The sequence below is a fragment of the Nitratireductor luteus genome (assembly GCF_026162365.1).
Classification (GTDB): domain Bacteria; phylum Pseudomonadota; class Alphaproteobacteria; order Rhizobiales; family Rhizobiaceae; genus Chelativorans; species Chelativorans luteus.
In genome coordinates, this window is sequence record NZ_JAOANW010000020.1 from 18445 (window position 1) to 34961 (window position 16517).

Annotated in this window: 12 protein-coding genes and 1 pseudogene; 3 read left to right on the forward strand and 10 right to left on the reverse strand. The window is 63.4% G+C overall.

Features of this window, described 5'->3' with window-relative positions; translation table 11 throughout:
* Positions 1–436 precede the first annotated feature (436 nt).
* The 6 genes and pseudogenes from N1058_RS22245 to N1058_RS22270 all read right to left on the reverse strand — a co-directional run.
* Positions 437–3046 carry a cation-transporting P-type ATPase gene (locus N1058_RS22245; protein WP_265519801.1) on the reverse strand — a complete coding sequence of 870 codons (2610 nt, stop codon included), beginning with the start codon at positions 3044–3046 and terminating at the stop codon, positions 437–439.
* Between the two features lie 10 nt (positions 3047–3056).
* On the reverse strand, positions 3057–3827 hold the full coding sequence (locus N1058_RS22250; RefSeq protein ID WP_265519780.1) for an SDR family NAD(P)-dependent oxidoreductase: 771 nt from the start codon (positions 3825–3827) through the stop codon (positions 3057–3059).
* 170 nt (positions 3828–3997) lie between these two features.
* The gene (locus N1058_RS22255) at positions 3998–4675 is read right to left on the reverse strand and encodes a helix-turn-helix domain-containing protein (RefSeq protein WP_265519781.1); all 678 of its coding nucleotides are present in this window, start codon (positions 4673–4675) and stop codon (positions 3998–4000) included.
* A 79-nt stretch (positions 4676–4754) separates the two neighbouring features.
* Positions 4755–5117: a DNA-binding transcriptional response regulator gene (locus N1058_RS22260; protein ID WP_265519782.1), complete on the reverse strand. Its 363-nt coding sequence runs from the start codon at positions 5115–5117 to the stop codon at positions 4755–4757.
* Between the two features lie 104 nt (positions 5118–5221).
* The gene (fixJ, locus tag N1058_RS22265; RefSeq protein ID WP_265519783.1) at positions 5222–5839 is read right to left on the reverse strand and encodes a response regulator FixJ; all 618 of its coding nucleotides are present in this window, start codon (positions 5837–5839) and stop codon (positions 5222–5224) included.
* Positions 5829–6947, reverse strand: a pseudogene (locus N1058_RS22270) (PAS domain-containing sensor histidine kinase); the annotation flags it as partial. The pseudogene N1058_RS22270 and the gene fixJ, both read right to left, overlap by 11 nt.
* A 466-nt stretch (positions 6948–7413) precedes the next feature.
* On the opposite strand from N1058_RS22270, the gene N1058_RS22275 reads away from it, so the two are divergent.
* Positions 7414–8169: an SDR family NAD(P)-dependent oxidoreductase gene (locus tag N1058_RS22275; RefSeq protein ID WP_265519784.1), complete on the forward strand. Its 756-nt coding sequence runs from the start codon at positions 7414–7416 to the stop codon at positions 8167–8169.
* A 6-nt stretch (positions 8170–8175) separates the two neighbouring features.
* Here the strand turns inward: N1058_RS22275 and N1058_RS22280 are convergent, their stop codons facing one another.
* The gene (locus N1058_RS22280) at positions 8176–10284 is read right to left on the reverse strand and encodes a DUF294 nucleotidyltransferase-like domain-containing protein (protein WP_265519785.1); all 2109 of its coding nucleotides are present in this window, start codon (positions 10282–10284) and stop codon (positions 8176–8178) included.
* A gap of 78 nt (positions 10285–10362) precedes the next feature.
* Positions 10363–10947, reverse strand: coding sequence for an NAD(P)H-dependent oxidoreductase (locus tag N1058_RS22285; protein WP_265519786.1), 585 nt, complete (start codon positions 10945–10947; stop codon positions 10363–10365).
* Positions 10948–11128: 181 nt separating this feature from the next.
* Here N1058_RS22285 and N1058_RS22290 point away from each other — a divergent pair, with 181 nt between their 5' ends.
* Positions 11129–13810, forward strand: a complete 2682-nt coding sequence (locus N1058_RS22290) for a bifunctional acetate--CoA ligase family protein/GNAT family N-acetyltransferase (protein WP_265519787.1) — start codon at positions 11129–11131, stop codon at positions 13808–13810.
* 37 nt (positions 13811–13847) lie between these two features.
* Here N1058_RS22290 and N1058_RS22295 read toward each other — a convergent pair whose 3' ends face one another.
* On the reverse strand, positions 13848–14993 hold the full coding sequence (locus N1058_RS22295) for an AI-2E family transporter (protein ID WP_265519788.1): 1146 nt from the start codon (positions 14991–14993) through the stop codon (positions 13848–13850).
* A 97-nt stretch (positions 14994–15090) separates the two neighbouring features.
* Positions 15091–15480 (reverse strand): hypothetical protein, encoded by a 390-nt coding sequence (locus N1058_RS22300; RefSeq protein ID WP_265519789.1) that lies wholly within the window; start codon positions 15478–15480, stop codon positions 15091–15093.
* A 184-nt stretch (positions 15481–15664) separates the two neighbouring features.
* Here N1058_RS22300 and N1058_RS22305 point away from each other — a divergent pair, with 184 nt between their 5' ends.
* Positions 15665–16501 (forward strand): universal stress protein, encoded by an 837-nt coding sequence (locus N1058_RS22305; RefSeq protein ID WP_265519790.1) that lies wholly within the window; start codon positions 15665–15667, stop codon positions 16499–16501.
* The last annotated feature ends 16 nt before the right edge of the window (positions 16502–16517 follow it).

Genomic DNA, 16517 nt, shown 5'->3' on the forward strand with positions numbered 1-16517 from the left:
TTCAAGGCGAGGACACCCAGTCCCGGGGCTCGAGCGTTATAGCTCTCTGAACCGATGTGGGCCTTGCCTTCCGAACAGCATACCGGCCCGTGGCGTCAGACATGCCACTAGCGAGGCCTGACACACGACCGATTGAAGCCCTGCCGAAACGTCGAAAAATCAGCTTGCAAAACCGGGGGCACGCTGATGGCCACGAGCGGAGCGAGCTTTAGTTTCACCTCCCTGCCTCGCGTTATCCGTGCAAGGATTAAAGTCACAGTGGCGCTACGGCCGTTCCTCTCTCACCGAGAGTGCACTATCGTTTGCGATGTATGCGTGAGACGTAGCTGTCCCGCTGTCTGTTCAGACCGGCGGCAGGTTTGATACTGAACTCGTTGTGGCTTGGCGCAAAGAATGAATACGGTTGAACGCGCAGGCTGACAGAACTCGCGCCCCTCTATCGAGTGAGGGCCAGTCGTATCTGCTTTTCGATCTCAACTAACGCAAAGAAGGCCGCGCCGACGCCGACAATCAACAGTCCGTCCAACACCGGCACAGGCCGCGTGCCAAGGATCGCCTGCAATGGCGGCAGGTAGGTGACGGAAAACTGCGCGGCGGTGATGGCGATGACCACGATCCAAACGACCTTCGTCCCACGCGCCGCCGCCCAGGTCAGCGAGGTGCTGTGGATATTCCGGATGAAGAAGAGGTGGAAAATTTCCAGCACCACAAGCATGTTCATCGCCATGGTCTGCGCCAATTCAAGAGAATGGCCCCGGTCTATGGCATAGGTGAAGATGCCGAAAGTCGCTGCCAGGAACAGAAGCGCGACCAACACCACGTGCCAGACGAGTCCCCCCGACAGGATCGGCGCGTTCCGGGGCCGCGGCGGGCGGGCCATGGTGCCGGCCTCGGTCGGCTCAAAGGCGAGCGCGATACCCAGCGTGGTGCTGGTGATCAGATTGATCCAGAGGATCTGCACCGCCGTCACCGGCAAAGCGAGCCCCGCCAGCAGCGCCAGAACCACGGTCAGGGACTCGCCCGCATTGGTGGGCAGCGTCCAGCTGATCACCTTCTTGAGGTTGTCGTAGACGGTGCGCCCTTCGCGCACCGCTGCGGCGATGGTGGCGAAGTTGTCGTCGGCCAGCACCAGATCGGCGGCTTCCTTGGCAGCCTCGGACCCCTTGAGCCCCATGGCGATGCCCGCATCAGCGCGCTTGAGCGCCGGCGCATCGTTCACCCCGTCGCCGGTCATGGCGACCAACAGCCCGTTCAATTGAAGCGCCGTGACAAGGCGCAGCTTGTGTTCGGGGCTTGTGCGGGCAAAAACATCCACCCCGGTGACATTCAGCGCCAGTTGTGCGTCGTCGAGCTTGTCAAGATCGGCGCCGGTGAGCACGCGACCGGGGTTCTCCAGGCCGATCTGAGTAGCGATGGCGGCGGCGGTGCCGGCGTGGTCGCCGGTGATCATCTTGACGCGGATTCCCGCCGCACGGCATTCCGCCACGGCGGCAATCGCCTCGAGCCGCGGCGGATCGATCAGGCCGACAAGGCCAAGAAAGTTGAGCCCGGCTTCCAGAGCGACAGGGTCTATCCGGTCACCCGTCTGCCGCTGTTCGGCCAACGCCAGCACCCGAAGCCCGTGGCTGGCCATGGCATCTGCGCGACCGAGCCACTTTGCAGGATCAATGTCGCCGCACATGTGCAGCACCCGCTCCGGCGCGCCCTTTACATGGATCACGCGGCCATCCCCGCTCTCGGTCAGCACGGCCATGAAACGGTGGCGGGAATCGAATGGAATCGCGTCCAGCCTGCCCGCACCGGCCCGGGAATCGCTCGTTGCCTTGCGCGCGAAAGCCAGGAGAGCTCCCTCCATCGGGTCGCCTTCGACCTTCCACTGCCCGTCACGATAGACGATTGCCGCGTCGTTGCAGAGCTCCGCCGCCCGCGCAAGGCGCGATAGGTCGCCCTCGGGCGCGACTTGGCCTTCCGGCCCATAGCCTTCGCCCGTGATCTCGAAGGTGCCCTCAGGCGTCTCGGCGGCAGCGACGACCATCTCGTTGCGGGTCAGCGTACCGGTCTTGTCGGTGCAGATGACCGAGACCGAGCCGATGGCCTCGATCGCAGGCAGACGGCGAACAATGGCATTGCGCCGCGCCATGGCCTGCACGCCGATGGCGAGTGTAATGGTCATTACCGCAGGCAGGCCTTCGGGAATAGCGGCTACCGCGACTCCGACCACGACCATGAACATCTCGGAAAAGTTGTGGTGCCCGACATAATAGCCATAGGCGAGCAGGAGAGCCGCGGCCAAGAGGATCAGGAATGACAACCACCGCGCAAAGTGGTCCATCTGCGCGACCAGCGGTGTCGTCACCTGCTCCACTCCCGCCAACAAGCCGCCGATGCGGCCTATCTCGGTGGCGGGGCCGGTGGCCACCACCAGCCCGCGCGCCGTACCCTGTGTGACGAGCGTGCCCGACCACAGCATGGACCGCCGGTCGCCCAGAAGTGCCTCGGGGGCAACCGGTGCCGACGCCTTTTCGACCGGCACCGATTCGCCGGTCAGGATCGCCTCCTGCGCCGCTAGCCCGCGCGCCTCGAGGATGCGCAGGTCGGCGGGCACCCTGTCGCCCGCCTCCAGGAGCACGATGTCGCCCGGAACCAGATCGGCGCCGTCCACCGTCACCCGCGCATCGTCGCGCAGGACGGCGGCACGGGGCGCGAGCATGCCGCGGATTGCCGCCATCGCCGCCTCGGCCTTGCCCTCCTGCAAGAATCCGATGACCGCATTGGCCAGCACCACGGCCAAAATCACCCCGGTATCGACCCACTGCTGAAGTACCCCCGTCACCACAGCGGCAGCCAGAAGCACGTAGATCAGAACGTTATGGAACTGAGCCAGAAGCCGACGCAAGGGGCCGCGGCCCCGCGCCTCGGGCAGCCGGTTCGGGCCGTGCTGCGCCAGCCGCCGCGCGGCCTCGGCCCTGGTCAGCCCGTCGGTTCGGGAGTCAAGGGCTGCGAGGCATACCTCGACGGGCTGGCTGTGCGGGCCGGTCAGGCGCATCACGGGCGACTCACCGTGCGGTATAGCCGCCGTCCACCACCAGCTCGGCGCCGGTGACGAACTTCGCCTCGTCCGAGGCGAGATAGACCACCGCCCAGGCGATGTCGTCGGGTTCCCCCATATGACCCAGCGGATGAGCCGACCCGGCGGCCGCCTTGGCGGTCTCGAGGTCGTCCGAGGTGGCGCGCAGGTGGTTCCCCACCATGGGCGTCCAGATGTAGCCGGGGTGGATCGAATTCACACGGATCCCCTCGGGCGCATAGGTGATCGCATCGTTCTTGGTCATCAGCCGCACCGCGCCCTTGGAGGCATGATAGGGCGCAATGCCGCCCACGCCGATCAGCCCGGCGATGGACGACAGATTGATGATCGCCCCGCCTCCTGCCTTACGCATATGCGGGATCGCGTGCTTGGTGCCGAAGAACACGCCTTTCACGTTCACCGCCTGCACCCGGTCCCATTCGGCCTCGGTTACCTGATCGGTTTGTTTGGGTGTGCCTGAGATGCCCGCATTGTTGACCATGACTTGCAAGCCCCCAAAGCGTGCGGCGGCTGCATCGATCGTGTCCTTCATCGCCGCCTCGTCGGCCACATCGACTTTCCAGAAGGCAACCTCATGGCCTTGCGCCGTCAGCGTGGCGGCGAGCGCCGTGCCTTCCGCCTCAAGTAGGTCGAAGATCGCCACCTTCGCGCCTTCCCCGGCCATGCGCTCCACGCAGGCGCGACCGATTCCGACGGCTCCACCGGTCACGATGGCGGGTTTTCCTTGCAAACGATTCACAACGGTTCTCCTTGCTTTGATGGTGCAGAGATGAGGTGTTACGGGCGCGGTTCAGGTCGTCTGGCGGACTTCAGTGTCGTTTTGGGAATGTCCCCTCGCCGTCCTCTTCCCGGCCGCCATACAGCTACCTAGACAGTCCGCCGGCAGCGTCCTGAAAGGACTCCAGCTATTCAGACGCAGAGAGCGCGCAGCGCTTCCAGCTTGACGAGATTCACGGTGCGCACGCCCTGGAGGCGAATGTAGCCCTTCTCGCGGAACTTCGAGAAAACGCGCGAGACAGTCTCGATCGTCAGGCCGAGATAGTCGCCGATATCGGTCCGTGACATGACGAGCTCGACCTGCGGCAAGCCGTCTTGACGCTCGAACAGATCGAGCAGGAAGGCGGCGACGCGCTCGGCGGCGTTCTGGCGCCCGATCACCAGCAGATGCTCCTGCGCTCGGATCAGCGCCGTGAGCGCGACGGGAAGGATTTCGCGCGCGACATCCGCACCGATCGGCTGGCGATAGATGCGGATCGCGGAATTGCAGATCGCCTCTGCGAAGAAATGGTGGTGGCCATCCGCCTCGAAGCCGAAGACATCGCCTGCCACATGGAAAGCGCTGATCTGCCGCCGGCCATCGGAAAGAAGGCGATAGACGCGGACCGCGCCGAACACCACCTGGTAGAGCGCGGCGGCCCGCTCGCCCTGGCCATAGATTTCCGCATTGGGCGAATAGAGGACCACCTGATGCGGCTGCGAGGCGGCAAAGGCCGGCGGCGCAATGCACGCAGCTATTCTCGGTTGAGCGGCGGGAGCGCCCCGGTTGGTTGTTCTTGAAGGGACTTGCACGGCGTTGGAAGCGAGCATCTCGATGATCTCCGATCTTGTCGGATCATCAGTGCCTTGGAACGCCGATCGAAGAAATTCGGTTATATCCTAAGGGAAACTACGTAGGCATGGCGCGCTGCGGCTCCTGCTTCAGGGCATCGCGCACGGCTTCGACCAGCTTGTGACCAAGGAAGGGTTTCACCACCACCCGTTCGAAGCCTCTGGCGACCATGTCCTGCGCGTGGCTGACCAGAACCACCATAGGTGTGCGCATGCTAGCCAAGAATGTTCCGCTCTGCGCCGCCGCCGGTATCGATCGGTGGTCGATCACCAGACAATCATAACGGTCCGACAATGTGTCGAGGTCGGGCAACCGCTCCACGATGTTCACGCGGCAGCCCTCGGCCTCCAGCACGAAAGCCAGTGAACGCCGGAAATCCGGATCCGGCGCGACAACGAGGATTTTGGCATTTGTGGGCAATTCGATCTGCTTCTTGGGACAACGGGCCTTCTCAGGCTGTCGGCAATAATGCACCGACAGGAGCCTAAACCGCCTTGCGCTGGATCAAGCCTACCAAGGGCGCCTCAGGGGCTTTCGTTGCCCGCAGCCAAAACCATGCGCACAAGTTCTGGCAGGTTCTTGGCGTTCATCTTCGCCATGACGTTCGAGCGGTGGACCTCGACCGTTCGCGGGCTGATGGTTAGGTCGTAGGCGATGGTTTTGTTGGGGAGCCCGGCGACGATCCCGGCCATGACCTGTCTCTCCCGTTCGCTGAGCTGGCCGAGCCGTTGGCGTATGGCCGAAATGTCATCCTGCTCCCGCGGCTTCCTTTTGAGCTCGGCGATGGCGCGCGCCACTGCGTCGAGCAGAACCTCGTCCTCAAACGGCTTCTCGATAAAATCGAGCGCGCCGGCCTTCATTGCCTCAACAGCCATCGGAACGTCCCCATGTCCCGTAATCACGATGGCGGGCAGCATTGCGTGCTCCTCGTGCAACCGTCTGAGCAGGTCGACGCCGCTCATGTCCGGCATGCGCAGATCGGTGACGAGGCAGGCGTTCTTCAGTTCCCCGGCAACGGAGAGGAAGGAGGTTGCCGAGTCGTGCACGCGCACCGCGTGTCCCGATATAGTCAAGAGGAATGCCAGCGATTTCCTGACAGGCTCCTCGTCGTCAACGATATGGATTACGACATCACCACTCATTTTCCGGCTCCTGCTCTTTTCCGGCCGGCAGGGTAAAGTGGAAGGTCGCCCCACCCTTCTCGTTCCGCTGCATGATCAGTTCGCCCCCGTGGGCCTCAATGATCCGCTTCGATATGGAGAGCCCTATTCCCATTCCGCCGGGCTTGGTGGTGACGAATGGCTGGAAAAGCTGTGCCACCACGTCGTCCGGCACGCCTGAGCCCGTGTCGGAAACCTCCACCATCGCTTCGTCGCCTTCGCCCTGCATGGTTCGTACCACCAACTCGCGGGCTTCGCTTTCCTTCATGGCTTCCATGGCGTTGCGCATAAGGTTGATCAATACCTGCTGTATCTGCACGCGGTCGACCAGAACCACCTTCGGGCCCGATTTGAAATCAAACACCGTTCGCACGCCCAATTCGCGCGAGCCGACCAGAGCGAGCGCGCCGGCCTCCTCGACGAGCTTGTGGAGGTCTTCCGGCTGTTTTTCGGTCTCACCCCTGGTGACGAACTCGCGCAGGTGGCGGATGATCTGGCCGGCGCGCAACGTCTGGCGCGCGGTCTCGTCCAGCGCCTCGCGCATGCGTGAGGACAGCGCATCGTCCATATCCTTCAGAAGCCGGCTGCACCCTTGCACATAGTTTGCAATGGCCGAAAGCGGCTGGTTCAGCTCGTGCGCAAGGGTCGAGGCCATTTCTCCCAGTTCGTTCAGACGCGCCAGGCGCGCAAGCTCCGCCTGGATTTCCTCCAGCCTGGCCTCCGACTCTGCCCTTTCCGTCAGGTCGCGGATGAAGCCGGTGAAGAACACCTGGCCGCCGCTCTTCATCTCCCCCACCGCAAGCTTCATAGGGAAGGTCGAGCCATCCTTCCGCCGTCCGACGACGACGCGGTCAATCCCGATGATCCGTCGCTCGCCGGTCGTAAGGTAGCGGTGGATGTAGCCGTCATGTTCGCCCTGATATGGCTCCGGCATCAGGACCTTGACGTTCTGCCCTACCGCTTCGGCTTCCGTATATCCAAACTGGCGAATGGCGGCCCGGTTGAAAGAGATCATCGTGCCCCGCACATCAATGACCACCGTCGCGTCCGGTACCGTATCCAAAATGGAGCGAAGATGGGCTTCACGCGCATCGAGCTGTTCCTGGGCGCCACGGGCGAATTTCCTGGCGTCACGGTAGCCGGAGCCGACGAAGACCAACGCGGCGGAGAACAAAAACGACAAAAGCGCCGGCATGGCGTTGAAGCCCGCCATCGCCCGAGCCGCGCCTGCCGCGAGAAAGGCGGCACCGACGACCAAGACCAGGAGGCCCGCGCGCCTTCCTCCCCAGATAGCGGCGCCCAGAACCGCCACCGGCACGAGCAGCAAGAACCACGTCTGATCCATTCCCTGGAAGATCACTTGCCGCCCCGATGAAAGCGTTCTGATTATCGGACGTTACAATAGGACGGCTTCGGGGAATTCGCCACCATTCCGCAATGCGGCAAGATGTGCCCTGCAAACTCGACGATCGCAAATAGCCTGCCCACTTTGATGAAGGTCAAAGACCCCACCCCGCCTTTTCACCCAAGTTGGCTCTCTAACACAGGAGCTCGGGATGAATGGTGAATTCAAGCACAAGGTCGCGCTCGTCACAGGAGCCGGCTCGGGGATAGGGGCCGCAATCGCTCGCGAGCTGGCCACAGGAGGCGCCGAGGTAGTCGTTGCCGACCTGGAGCAGGATTCTGCAAGCAGGATCGTGGAAGAAATCCGAGCGAACGGGGGGCACGCGCACGCCTTTGCAGTGGATGTGGCCGATCCCGAGGCGGTCGAGCGCATGGTGGATTTTGCCGTTCGCACGTGCGGTGACCTTCATCTGGCGGTCAATAATGCCGGGATCGGCGGCCCAAGCGAACCGACCGCCGACTATCCACTCGACGGCTGGCGCAAGGTGATCGATGTCAATCTGAATGGCGTCTTCTATGGCATGAAATACGAGATCGCAGCGATGCTGAAATCCGGCGGCGGCGCCATCGTGAACATGGCATCCATCCTCGGTTCGGTGGGATTTGCGAATGCCTGCGCCTATGTCTCGGCGAAACACGCGCTGCTGGGCCTGACAAAAACGGCGGCGATGGAGTATGCGGCACAAGGCGTGCGCATCAATGCGGTCGGGCCAGCGTTCATCGACACGCCGCTTCTGTCGAAAAACCTTGACGACGAAGTCCTCGGCCAGCTCGCGGGCCTTCATCCCATCGGCCGGCTCGGCACGCCGGAGGAGGTCTCGGCGCTCACCTGTTTCTTGCTTTCCGATCGCGCGAGCTTCATCACCGGCAGCTATCATCTCGTCGATGGCGGCTATACCACGCGGTAGGCCGGCTCACATCAGGTCGCGCATGAGCTCAGGAACGATCTGAAGATCCCGCAGCGCTGTCCGCAGTGCCCCCCTGCGATCGCGCGGAAGGGTGGCGATCTCGACCGCGTTGGACGGCGGCACCCCTTGGTGCCGGTCGCGGCCCTGCTGCGCAAGCATCAGCGAGAGTACGAGCTCGTGTGCGGCGAGCACACGACGCATTGCCGCCTCGCTGCCGATCTGCCGCTCCAGGAGACCTTCCAGGCGCGCCTTCGTGGAGCGCGCGCGGATATCGTGGCGGATCGACAGCGCCCGCGCGGCAGACACAAGAGGGAAAAGAGCGTAGCGCTTGAGATCGATCCGGCCTTCCTCCGTCCGCAATCCGCCGAACAGCGTGAAGGGCGTGGGCGGATTGGCAAGCCGTTCTCCGAGCACCAGCGGAAACGCAGCGTCCCTATACCCAGATGAGTAGGCGTCCTCGAGGAGGATCTCGCCGAGCCTTCTTTCGCCATGCACGGGGGCGAGATCGAAGAAGATATCGATGTTGAGCAGGTCCTGCGGGCGCGAACGGCGCATCCACTGGCTGATGCGTTCCCTCCAGAGATCCAGCGAGCCACGCCATTCCTCGTTTTTTGCCATCACCCCGCCCTTGCAATAGGCGATCCCGGCCGTATCGAGAATGGCGGCGATCCGCCCGCCAAGCGCGCCGAACCACCGATCCTCCGGCCCGCCCGGCGTGCCCCGCTCGAAAACGATGGCATTGTCCTGGTCGGCGGCAAGCAGGCTCTCGCCGCGCCCGGCCGAACCGAGTACCAGTACGGCATAGGGCGATGGCGGATCACCCAGGCCGGCAATCCTCATTTCCTCCTCCGCAAGAATCGCTGCTCGGCGCGTCATGGCACGCAGTTCCTCGCTGACGATCTCCGCGACGGTCCGCGCTTCGATCTTCTCTGCCAGCAGCGCCGACGCAACAGAGGGAAGGGACGCCCAGGCGGCGGCCATTTCGGCATCAGAGCTTGCGGCGTCGATCGTATCGTCGAGCTGGATTGCCGCACTTGCGCGCAGGCGCAGGAGATCACGCGCAGATATGACCCCTATGAGCGCGTCCTTCTCGTCATGCACGCCGAGATGGCGAATCCCAAGCCTGTCCATGCGACCGATCGCGCGGTAGGCGAAGGCCTGCGCGCGGATGCTGATGAGCGGTCGGCTGGCAAACTCGCCCGCGCGGCGCTCGAAAGTCTTCCCGCCGTCGGCCGCCAGCAAGCGAAGCACGTCACGCTCAGTGAGGATGCCGTATTCACCCGCGGGGCGTCCCACCTCCCCCGCGTCGGAGACCAGGACGGAGCCCACCCGCCTTTCCGCCATCAGCCCGATCGCCGAGCGGAGCGGTGTTTCATGGCAGACTACGATAGGAGGCGTGGCCATGAGATCGCCGACGCGATGCTGGTAGGCGAAGGGGTCGATCGCGGCAAAGGGTTGCCGGCCCGGCCGTGCGACAGAATCCGCCCATCCGGCCCGTGCCTGCTCGTCCTGCTCCCTTGCAAGCTGGAGGGAGGCTCGCTCCGCCTCGGCAAATGTACGAATGCCCATGGCCTGCAGCCTCGGCAGGAGGCCGGTGAACACTTTCGCCGCGGCCACGGCGTCGCCCAGCGCCTGATGGCGGCCTGGGATTTCGAACCCGAGCCAGGTAGCGAGCGCCTCGAGCGAGTAGTCGCGCAGATCGCGATTGACGATGCGGCTCAGCGTTCGCACGCACAACGTCCGCGGCCGCTTCCACTGGATTCCGGCACGCGCCACTTCCCTCTCTATGATGGCGAGATCGAAGCCGATGGCATAGCCGATCAGCGGGCGCCCGCCGCGAAACCTCTCGAAACTGCGCCAGGTGGAAGCAAAAGCAGGCGCCTCGCGCACCATTGCGTCGGTAATGCCGTGGATGCGCGTTGATTCAGGTGGGACAGGCATCCCCGGATCGACCAAGCTTTCGAAGAACTGGTCCGGACATACCGCGCCACGCGCGATCGCCACACCCCCGATCTGAACGACGCGCGCCGTGCGCGTGTCGAGGCCGGTGGTCTCCGTGTCGAAAGCCACCGCGTCGAGCGCAATCAGCGGAATCGCTCCGACGTCAGGCTGCACGAACGCCCCTCCCATCTTCAGATGGCTTATACGGTGCACTGGCGCTTCGAGCCACGAAGAACGCCACAGGTATGAGGTTCAGGCTGCCCGTTCCCCGAGCCGCCGCATCTGATCGAGCCATTTGCGCCGCTTCCGGTCGCCGGCGGTCTCGATCATACCGAACAGGGTTTCCTTCACCGGGCCGAGCCCCACGAATTTGAGGATGTTGCGCCGCATGCCGCGCAGCCCGTGACCGAAGAACCACCAGCGATAGAAGAAGGCCGGCATGCCCATGGTGACGACGATCCGCGCCGAGCGGCCCTTGAGGAGGGTTTCGGGAAAACCGCGCTTGCCATAAGCGAAGGCCACTCCCGGCCGCATTATCTGTTCGAGGAAGCCCTTGAGCAGGGCGGGCATCGTTCCAAGCCACAGGGGAAAGACAAAGACCAGGTGCTCGGCCCGCAGGATCGCTTCCTTGGCAGGCTCAAGTTCCTGCGGCACCGAGCCGTGCAGGAAATCCTCCTGCGTGCGCAGCAGCGGGAAATCGAGCCTTGCAAGGTCGATCCTGGTCACTTCATGGCCTGCCGCCTCCGCGCCCTCCGCATAGGCATCAGCCAAGGCGCGGCAGTAGCGGCGGGGGTCCGAGTCGGGGTGGCCCTGGACGATGACGATGCGTCTGGTCATGATGCTTCCTGGTTTGGAATCTACCGAAACAATACGCCCCGACCCAGGCATCGCCTTGACCGGCGTCAAACGCCAGCAGTCGGGAACAATCGGACGGAGTTACTTTTCCCTTGATCATGCGCGAGACTACCGTGCTGCGGTGCCGCTAGAACTAGGCTGGTTAACAAGAGGCGGGCTTTCCATGACCATTCGCAATCTCGAACATGCGGTCGATCCGAAGTCAGTGGCTGTCTTCGGCGCCTCCATCCGGCAAGGCTCCGTTGGCCGGATCGTTTTTGAGAATATCATCGCGGGTGGATTCGAGGGCGATATCTGGCCGGTCAATCCGAAATACCGGGAGATCAACGGCCGCCGCTGCCATGCAAATGCAGATGAGTTGCCGGCAGCACCCGACGTGGCGGTTATCGCCACCCCGCCCAAGGCGGTCCCGGGCATCATCCGCGCGCTGGGAAAGAAGGGGACGCGCACGGCTGTGGTGATCAGCGCCGGCCTGACGCGCGAGAACGGGCTGCGCCAGGCCATGCTGGACGCGGCGATGCCATACCTCTTCCGCGTTATCGGACCCAATACGGTGGGCCTGATCGTTCCGCCCGCGAAGCTCAACGCAAGCTTCGCCCATATGAACCCGAAGCCGGGCGGCCTGGCGCTCCTGTCGCAATCGGGAGCGATCGCGACAACGCTCATCGACTGGGCGGCGGATGAAGGGATCGGTTTCTCGCACGTCGTCTCGCTGGGTGATATGGCCGATGTGGATGTCGCCGACTATCTCGACCTGCTTGCAGGCGACGCCAGGACACGCGCCATCCTGCTCTACCTCGAGAGCATTCCCAACCCGCGCAAGTTCATGTCGGCGGCCCGCGCGGCGGCGCGCCTCAAGCCCGTCATTGCAGTCAAATCAGGTAGGCATGCCGCCGGGGCAAAGGCAGCAACCACCCACACCGGCGCCCTTTCCGGCTCTGACAAGGTTGTTGAAGCAGCGCTCAGCCGCGCCGGCATCCTTCGCGTGCACGGCCTCCGCGAACTCTTCGATGCAGCGGAAACGGTCGCCCGCTTCCCCAAGCTCGAGCGGTCGCGAGTGGGCATCATCACCAATGGCGGCGGCGCCGGCGTGCTCGCCGTCGACAGGTTGGCGGATCTGGGTGCGGAGCTTGCCGTGCTTTCGCAGGAGACCGTCGACAAGCTGGACAAGGCCCTACCCGCGAACTGGTCGCGCGCCAACCCCGTCGACATCATCGGCGATGCGCCCGCGCAACGCTACGGCGCCGCCGTATCGGTGGTCGCCGAGGATTCAGGAACCGACGCGCTGCTGGTGATGAACTGTCCCACGGGACTTGCCTCCCCGGCCGAGGCGGCGCAGGCCGTTGCGCGGCTTGCACGAGAGGGAATGATCAACGGCAAGCCGGTGCTTACCTGCTGGTTGGGCGAGAAAACCGCGCGGGAAGGCCGCCACGTCCTGCAGGAGGCGGGCATCGCAAGCTTTGAGACTCCCGCGGCGGCGGCGGCCGCAGTCTCATACCTCAGCGACTGGTCGCGAGCGCAGAAGGTCCTGATGCGCGTGCCCTCGAGCCGCGGCGAAGACCTGCGTGGCGATAGCGAAGCTGTCCTCGATATTCTCCGGCATGCCGCCTCGGAAGATCGGCGCATGCTCACCGAGCCTGAAGCCAAGGCAGTGATCGGGGCATACGGGATCCCGGTTCCTGAGACGGTTATCGTTCGCACGGGCGAGGAAGCGGGAAAGGCGACCGAACGCCTGCTCAGGAACTCGGCGAAGGTCGTCGTCAAGCTCCTCTCCAAGGAGATCAGCCACAAATCGGACGTTGGCGGGGTGGTGCTCGACATCGCCACGCCCGAAGCCGCAGTCGCGGCGGTCCGTGAAATCGAAGAGCGCTTGCGGCAGACCGGAGACGCCGGAAAGATCGATGGCTTCGTCGTGCAGCCAATGGTCAAAAGGAAGGGAGGGCAGGAGCTCATCCTGGGCGTCGGCCGCGACCCCATTTTCGGCCCGACGGTGCTGTTCGGCGCGGGCGGCACGGCCGTGGAGATCCTCGACGATACCGCGATCGCCCTCCCCCCTCTCGACAATGTGCTTTCCGGCGACCTGATCGACCGCACGCGCATCGGCCGGCTGCTCGCCGGCTATCGCGACCGGCCTCCCGCCGATCGCAAAGCCATCGTCCGGGCGCTGAACGCTCTGTCGCAACTGATCGTCGATTTCCCCTGCATCGTCTCGATGGACATCAACCCGCTGCTTGCCGACAGCGAAGGCATCATCGCGCTCGATGCGCGCATCGAGATCGAACCGAACGATGTGGAACACGCCGGCCCCAACCCGGCCCTCGCCATCCGGCCCTACCCTGCCGCTTGGGAAAAGGACGTCGTCTTGAAGGGGGAGGAATATTGCCTGCGCCCCATCAAGCCGGCGGATGTGTCGCTTTATCCCGCCTTCCTCGCCAAGGTATCGCCGGAGGACATCAGGTTCCGCTTCCTCGCCCCGCGCCGGCATTTTCCCGATGAGATGCTTCTGCGGCTCACGCAACTCGACTACGAGCGGGAAATCGCCTTCGTCGCTCTGCGAAAGGAGACCGGCGAACTTGCCGGCATCGTGCGCTTGTCGTCGGATCCGGACAAGGAAACAGCCGAGTACGGCCTTCTCGTCCGCACCGACCTGCAGGGCCGAGGCCTGGGCTGGGCTCTCCTCAGGCATCTCATCGACTATGCACGGGCAGACGGACTGGGTGTCATCGAAGGCTTCATCCTCAGTGAGAACACGAAAATGCTCGCGATGGGTAGGGAGTTCGGCTTCAAGCAGGCACCCCACCCTTCAGAGCCCGGCGTCACGATCGCCACCCTCAATTTACGGTAGCCGCCTTCAGTGTGCGGCCTGGCATCTGTGCCTACTCCTATGACTCAGGACGTTGACCTACGTCTTGAGTGTCGGTCGACTGGTCTATCATCGACAAGGGCTCGCCCTGGAAGCGGCCCTTCAGGACTGCGATCAGAGCCAACGTAATAGAAATCGTCGCTGGCCCGAGAATAAGCCCGGAGGCGCCGAACAGGATGATGCCGCCCACAGCGCCGATGAAAGCCAGAACGGTGTGCAGCTTCAGCCGATTACCGACGAACATCGGGTAAAGGAGATTGTCGATCGTGGCGATGATCACGCCGCCCCAAACGGCCAGAACAAGAGCACGCACCCACTCGCCTTCTGCGGCAAGAAATATGGCCGCGGGGACCCAGACCACGAATGCACCCAGCACGGGCACGATCGCGAGGAGACCCATGACCAGCCCCCAGAACGCGGGAGCCGGCAGACCAAGCAACCAGAACATCAGTCCGCCCAGAGCGCCCTGAACCGCGGCTACCATAAGGGTCCCGAAAATCGTGGCATGCACGGTATCCACCAAACGGGCGATGATATGTGCCGTCTCGTCGCTGTTCAGCGGCGAGAAATCCCCTAGGGCGCGTACCGCAAGCTGCCGATCGCGCAGGAAATAGAAGAGCATGTAGAAGACGAGCAGAAGCACGATTGCCTGATTGATGGATCCGCGCAACAGCGTTGCACTTTGTGCGGTGAGCCACTGGGCGATTCGACTCATCATCCCGGCGAGATCGAGACGCTCCCCGAGCCATACAGCAATCGTGGAGAGTATCGGTACGCCATTGATAATGCTCTGCCAGTCGGACGACCGCAGCGCGTTTTCGATGTTCATGGCGCCATCGGCAGCCTCCCTGACAAGCTGCTGCAGGATGAAGAACAGAAGCAGCATCACGACCAAGGCCGCAACCGACGCCGAGACGAATGCGGCGATGTTTGCGCCTAGGTGCATTTCGAGTTTCGGCTGGACCGGCGCGATGAGGACGCCGAGCACGACCGCCCAGACAAGTGCCGGGAGGAATGGCAGTGCCAGCCGATAGGAGAGGTAGACGCCCAGGGCGGCGGCGGCCACGAGGACCAGCATCCTGGCCGCGCTCGAATCCATCCGCTCGATTACGGTCACAGACTTTGGCGTTCCGTTCTTTTCCGCTTTGGTATTTTGCTGGCGCATATCGCTCTCACCCGAGGACCCGACGGAATTGCCAGTGCCGGCCGTCTCCGGGGAGGACGATCGCCTGTCGTGCATTGCCGCAGATCAGATTCGAGACTTAGAGTTTTTCCACCAGCTTCACCTGGTAGGTGTGCATCACGCCGTCGCTGAGGATCGAGACATATTCGCCGGCCACGAACCGTTCGTCGCTGAAGCGAAAACCGAGTTCATCGTCGTCCTCGCCCTCGCCGTAATCGAGATACCACTGGCCGCCCGGCTTGCGGCGCAGGCGCCCCACGAGATCCTCCTCGCCGGGGCGGAAACGGCGCACACGGCAGTTCGCCTGGTGCTTCACGCACTCCTTCGCATCGAGGTTGCCGGCGTCTTCGAGCGGAACGACAAGATCGTATCCATAAGCACGATCACCCTGCGGGTGGCCTTTTTCGCGCCCAAGCTCGAGCCTCACATGGCGGAATTTTTCACCCAGGTGAGCGGTTGTGACAGTCATAGCGTCTCTCCAAACGGTAATGTGTTGGCGCATCCTTCCGCGTTCCGAGACCTTCCTCCTTGATCAGGGTCAATCGCCTCCGCAGCACCGGTGAGTGCGCTGCTTGATCCAGCGCAAAGGGCGCTCCGCTCATTCGCGGTAAGGAAAGCGACAAGGCGGAAATTCCGCATCCAAGGAGCGTGTGATGATCTTCAAGACTGTATTGAGCGTGATCAGTGTCGAGCATTCCGATGGCGATTTGCGATTGGCGATTGATCTGTGCCGACAGATCGACGCCCATCTTGCAGTCCTGGTGCTTTCGATTGCCGTCCCGCCGCCAACCAGCGAATACGCCGCGGTGATGTCAGAAGCTTGGCTGCAAGACCGTCAGGCTGAGATCGATCATCTCCATGCGCGCGTGGAGGAGATAACGGCGATTCTCGCCGAGAGTGAACTTTCAGCCGATGTGGACGGCGAATATGTCGAACGGTCGCGGACCGACGACATGGTCGGCCGTCGGAGCCGATATGCCGATGTCACCCTGATCGGCCCGGAACTCGGCGCCGACGAAGATCTCAAGACCATGGTTCTGAAGGGTTCCCTGTACGAGTCCCAGATCCCCGTTCTGCTCATCCCCGATGCCGCCGGCGCGACCTTGCTGCCGAAGAAGGTTTTGCTCGCGTGGGATAGCGGACCCGAGGCCACCCGTGCCGCACGTGAAGCCCTTCCACTGTTGATTGGTGCGGAGGATGTCCATCTCACGATGATTGACCCTCAGGCAACCGAAGACGGGCTGAATATTGAGCCCGGGACGGACCTTGCCGCCTATCTCGCCCACCACGGCGCAAAAATCACCATCGATCGGCTCCCGAGCGGCGGTCAGCCCATCGCGGAGACTCTGCGCAGACATGCGGTAGATATGGCGGCAGACATGGTCGTGATGGGCGCCTACGGTCACTCGCGCCTGCGCCAGAGGATTTTCGGCGGTGTCACGCGCTCCATGATCGAGGAAGCGGATCTGCCCGTCTTCATGGCACGCTAGCAAGGTACGGGCATCG

Coding starts and splice junctions, on each gene's coding strand:
- N1058_RS22290 (WP_265519787.1), top strand. CDS start 11,129: ATGACCATTCGCAATCTCGAACATGCGGTCGATCCGAAGTCAGTGGCT.
- fixJ (WP_265519783.1), bottom strand. CDS start 5,839: ATGAGTGGTGATGTCGTAATCCATATCGTTGACGACGAGGAGCCTGTC.
- N1058_RS22300 (WP_265519789.1), bottom strand. CDS start 15,480: ATGACTGTCACAACCGCTCACCTGGGTGAAAAATTCCGCCATGTGAGG.
- N1058_RS22295 (WP_265519788.1), bottom strand. CDS start 14,993: ATGCGCCAGCAAAATACCAAAGCGGAAAAGAACGGAACGCCAAAGTCT.
- N1058_RS22245 (WP_265519801.1), bottom strand. CDS start 3,046: ATGCGCCTGACCGGCCCGCACAGCCAGCCCGTCGAGGTATGCCTCGCA.
- N1058_RS22275 (WP_265519784.1), top strand. CDS start 7,414: ATGAATGGTGAATTCAAGCACAAGGTCGCGCTCGTCACAGGAGCCGGC.
- N1058_RS22285 (WP_265519786.1), bottom strand. CDS start 10,947: ATGACCAGACGCATCGTCATCGTCCAGGGCCACCCCGACTCGGACCCC.
- N1058_RS22305 (WP_265519790.1), top strand. CDS start 15,665: ATGATCTTCAAGACTGTATTGAGCGTGATCAGTGTCGAGCATTCCGAT.
- N1058_RS22255 (WP_265519781.1), bottom strand. CDS start 4,675: ATGCTCGCTTCCAACGCCGTGCAAGTCCCTTCAAGAACAACCAACCGG.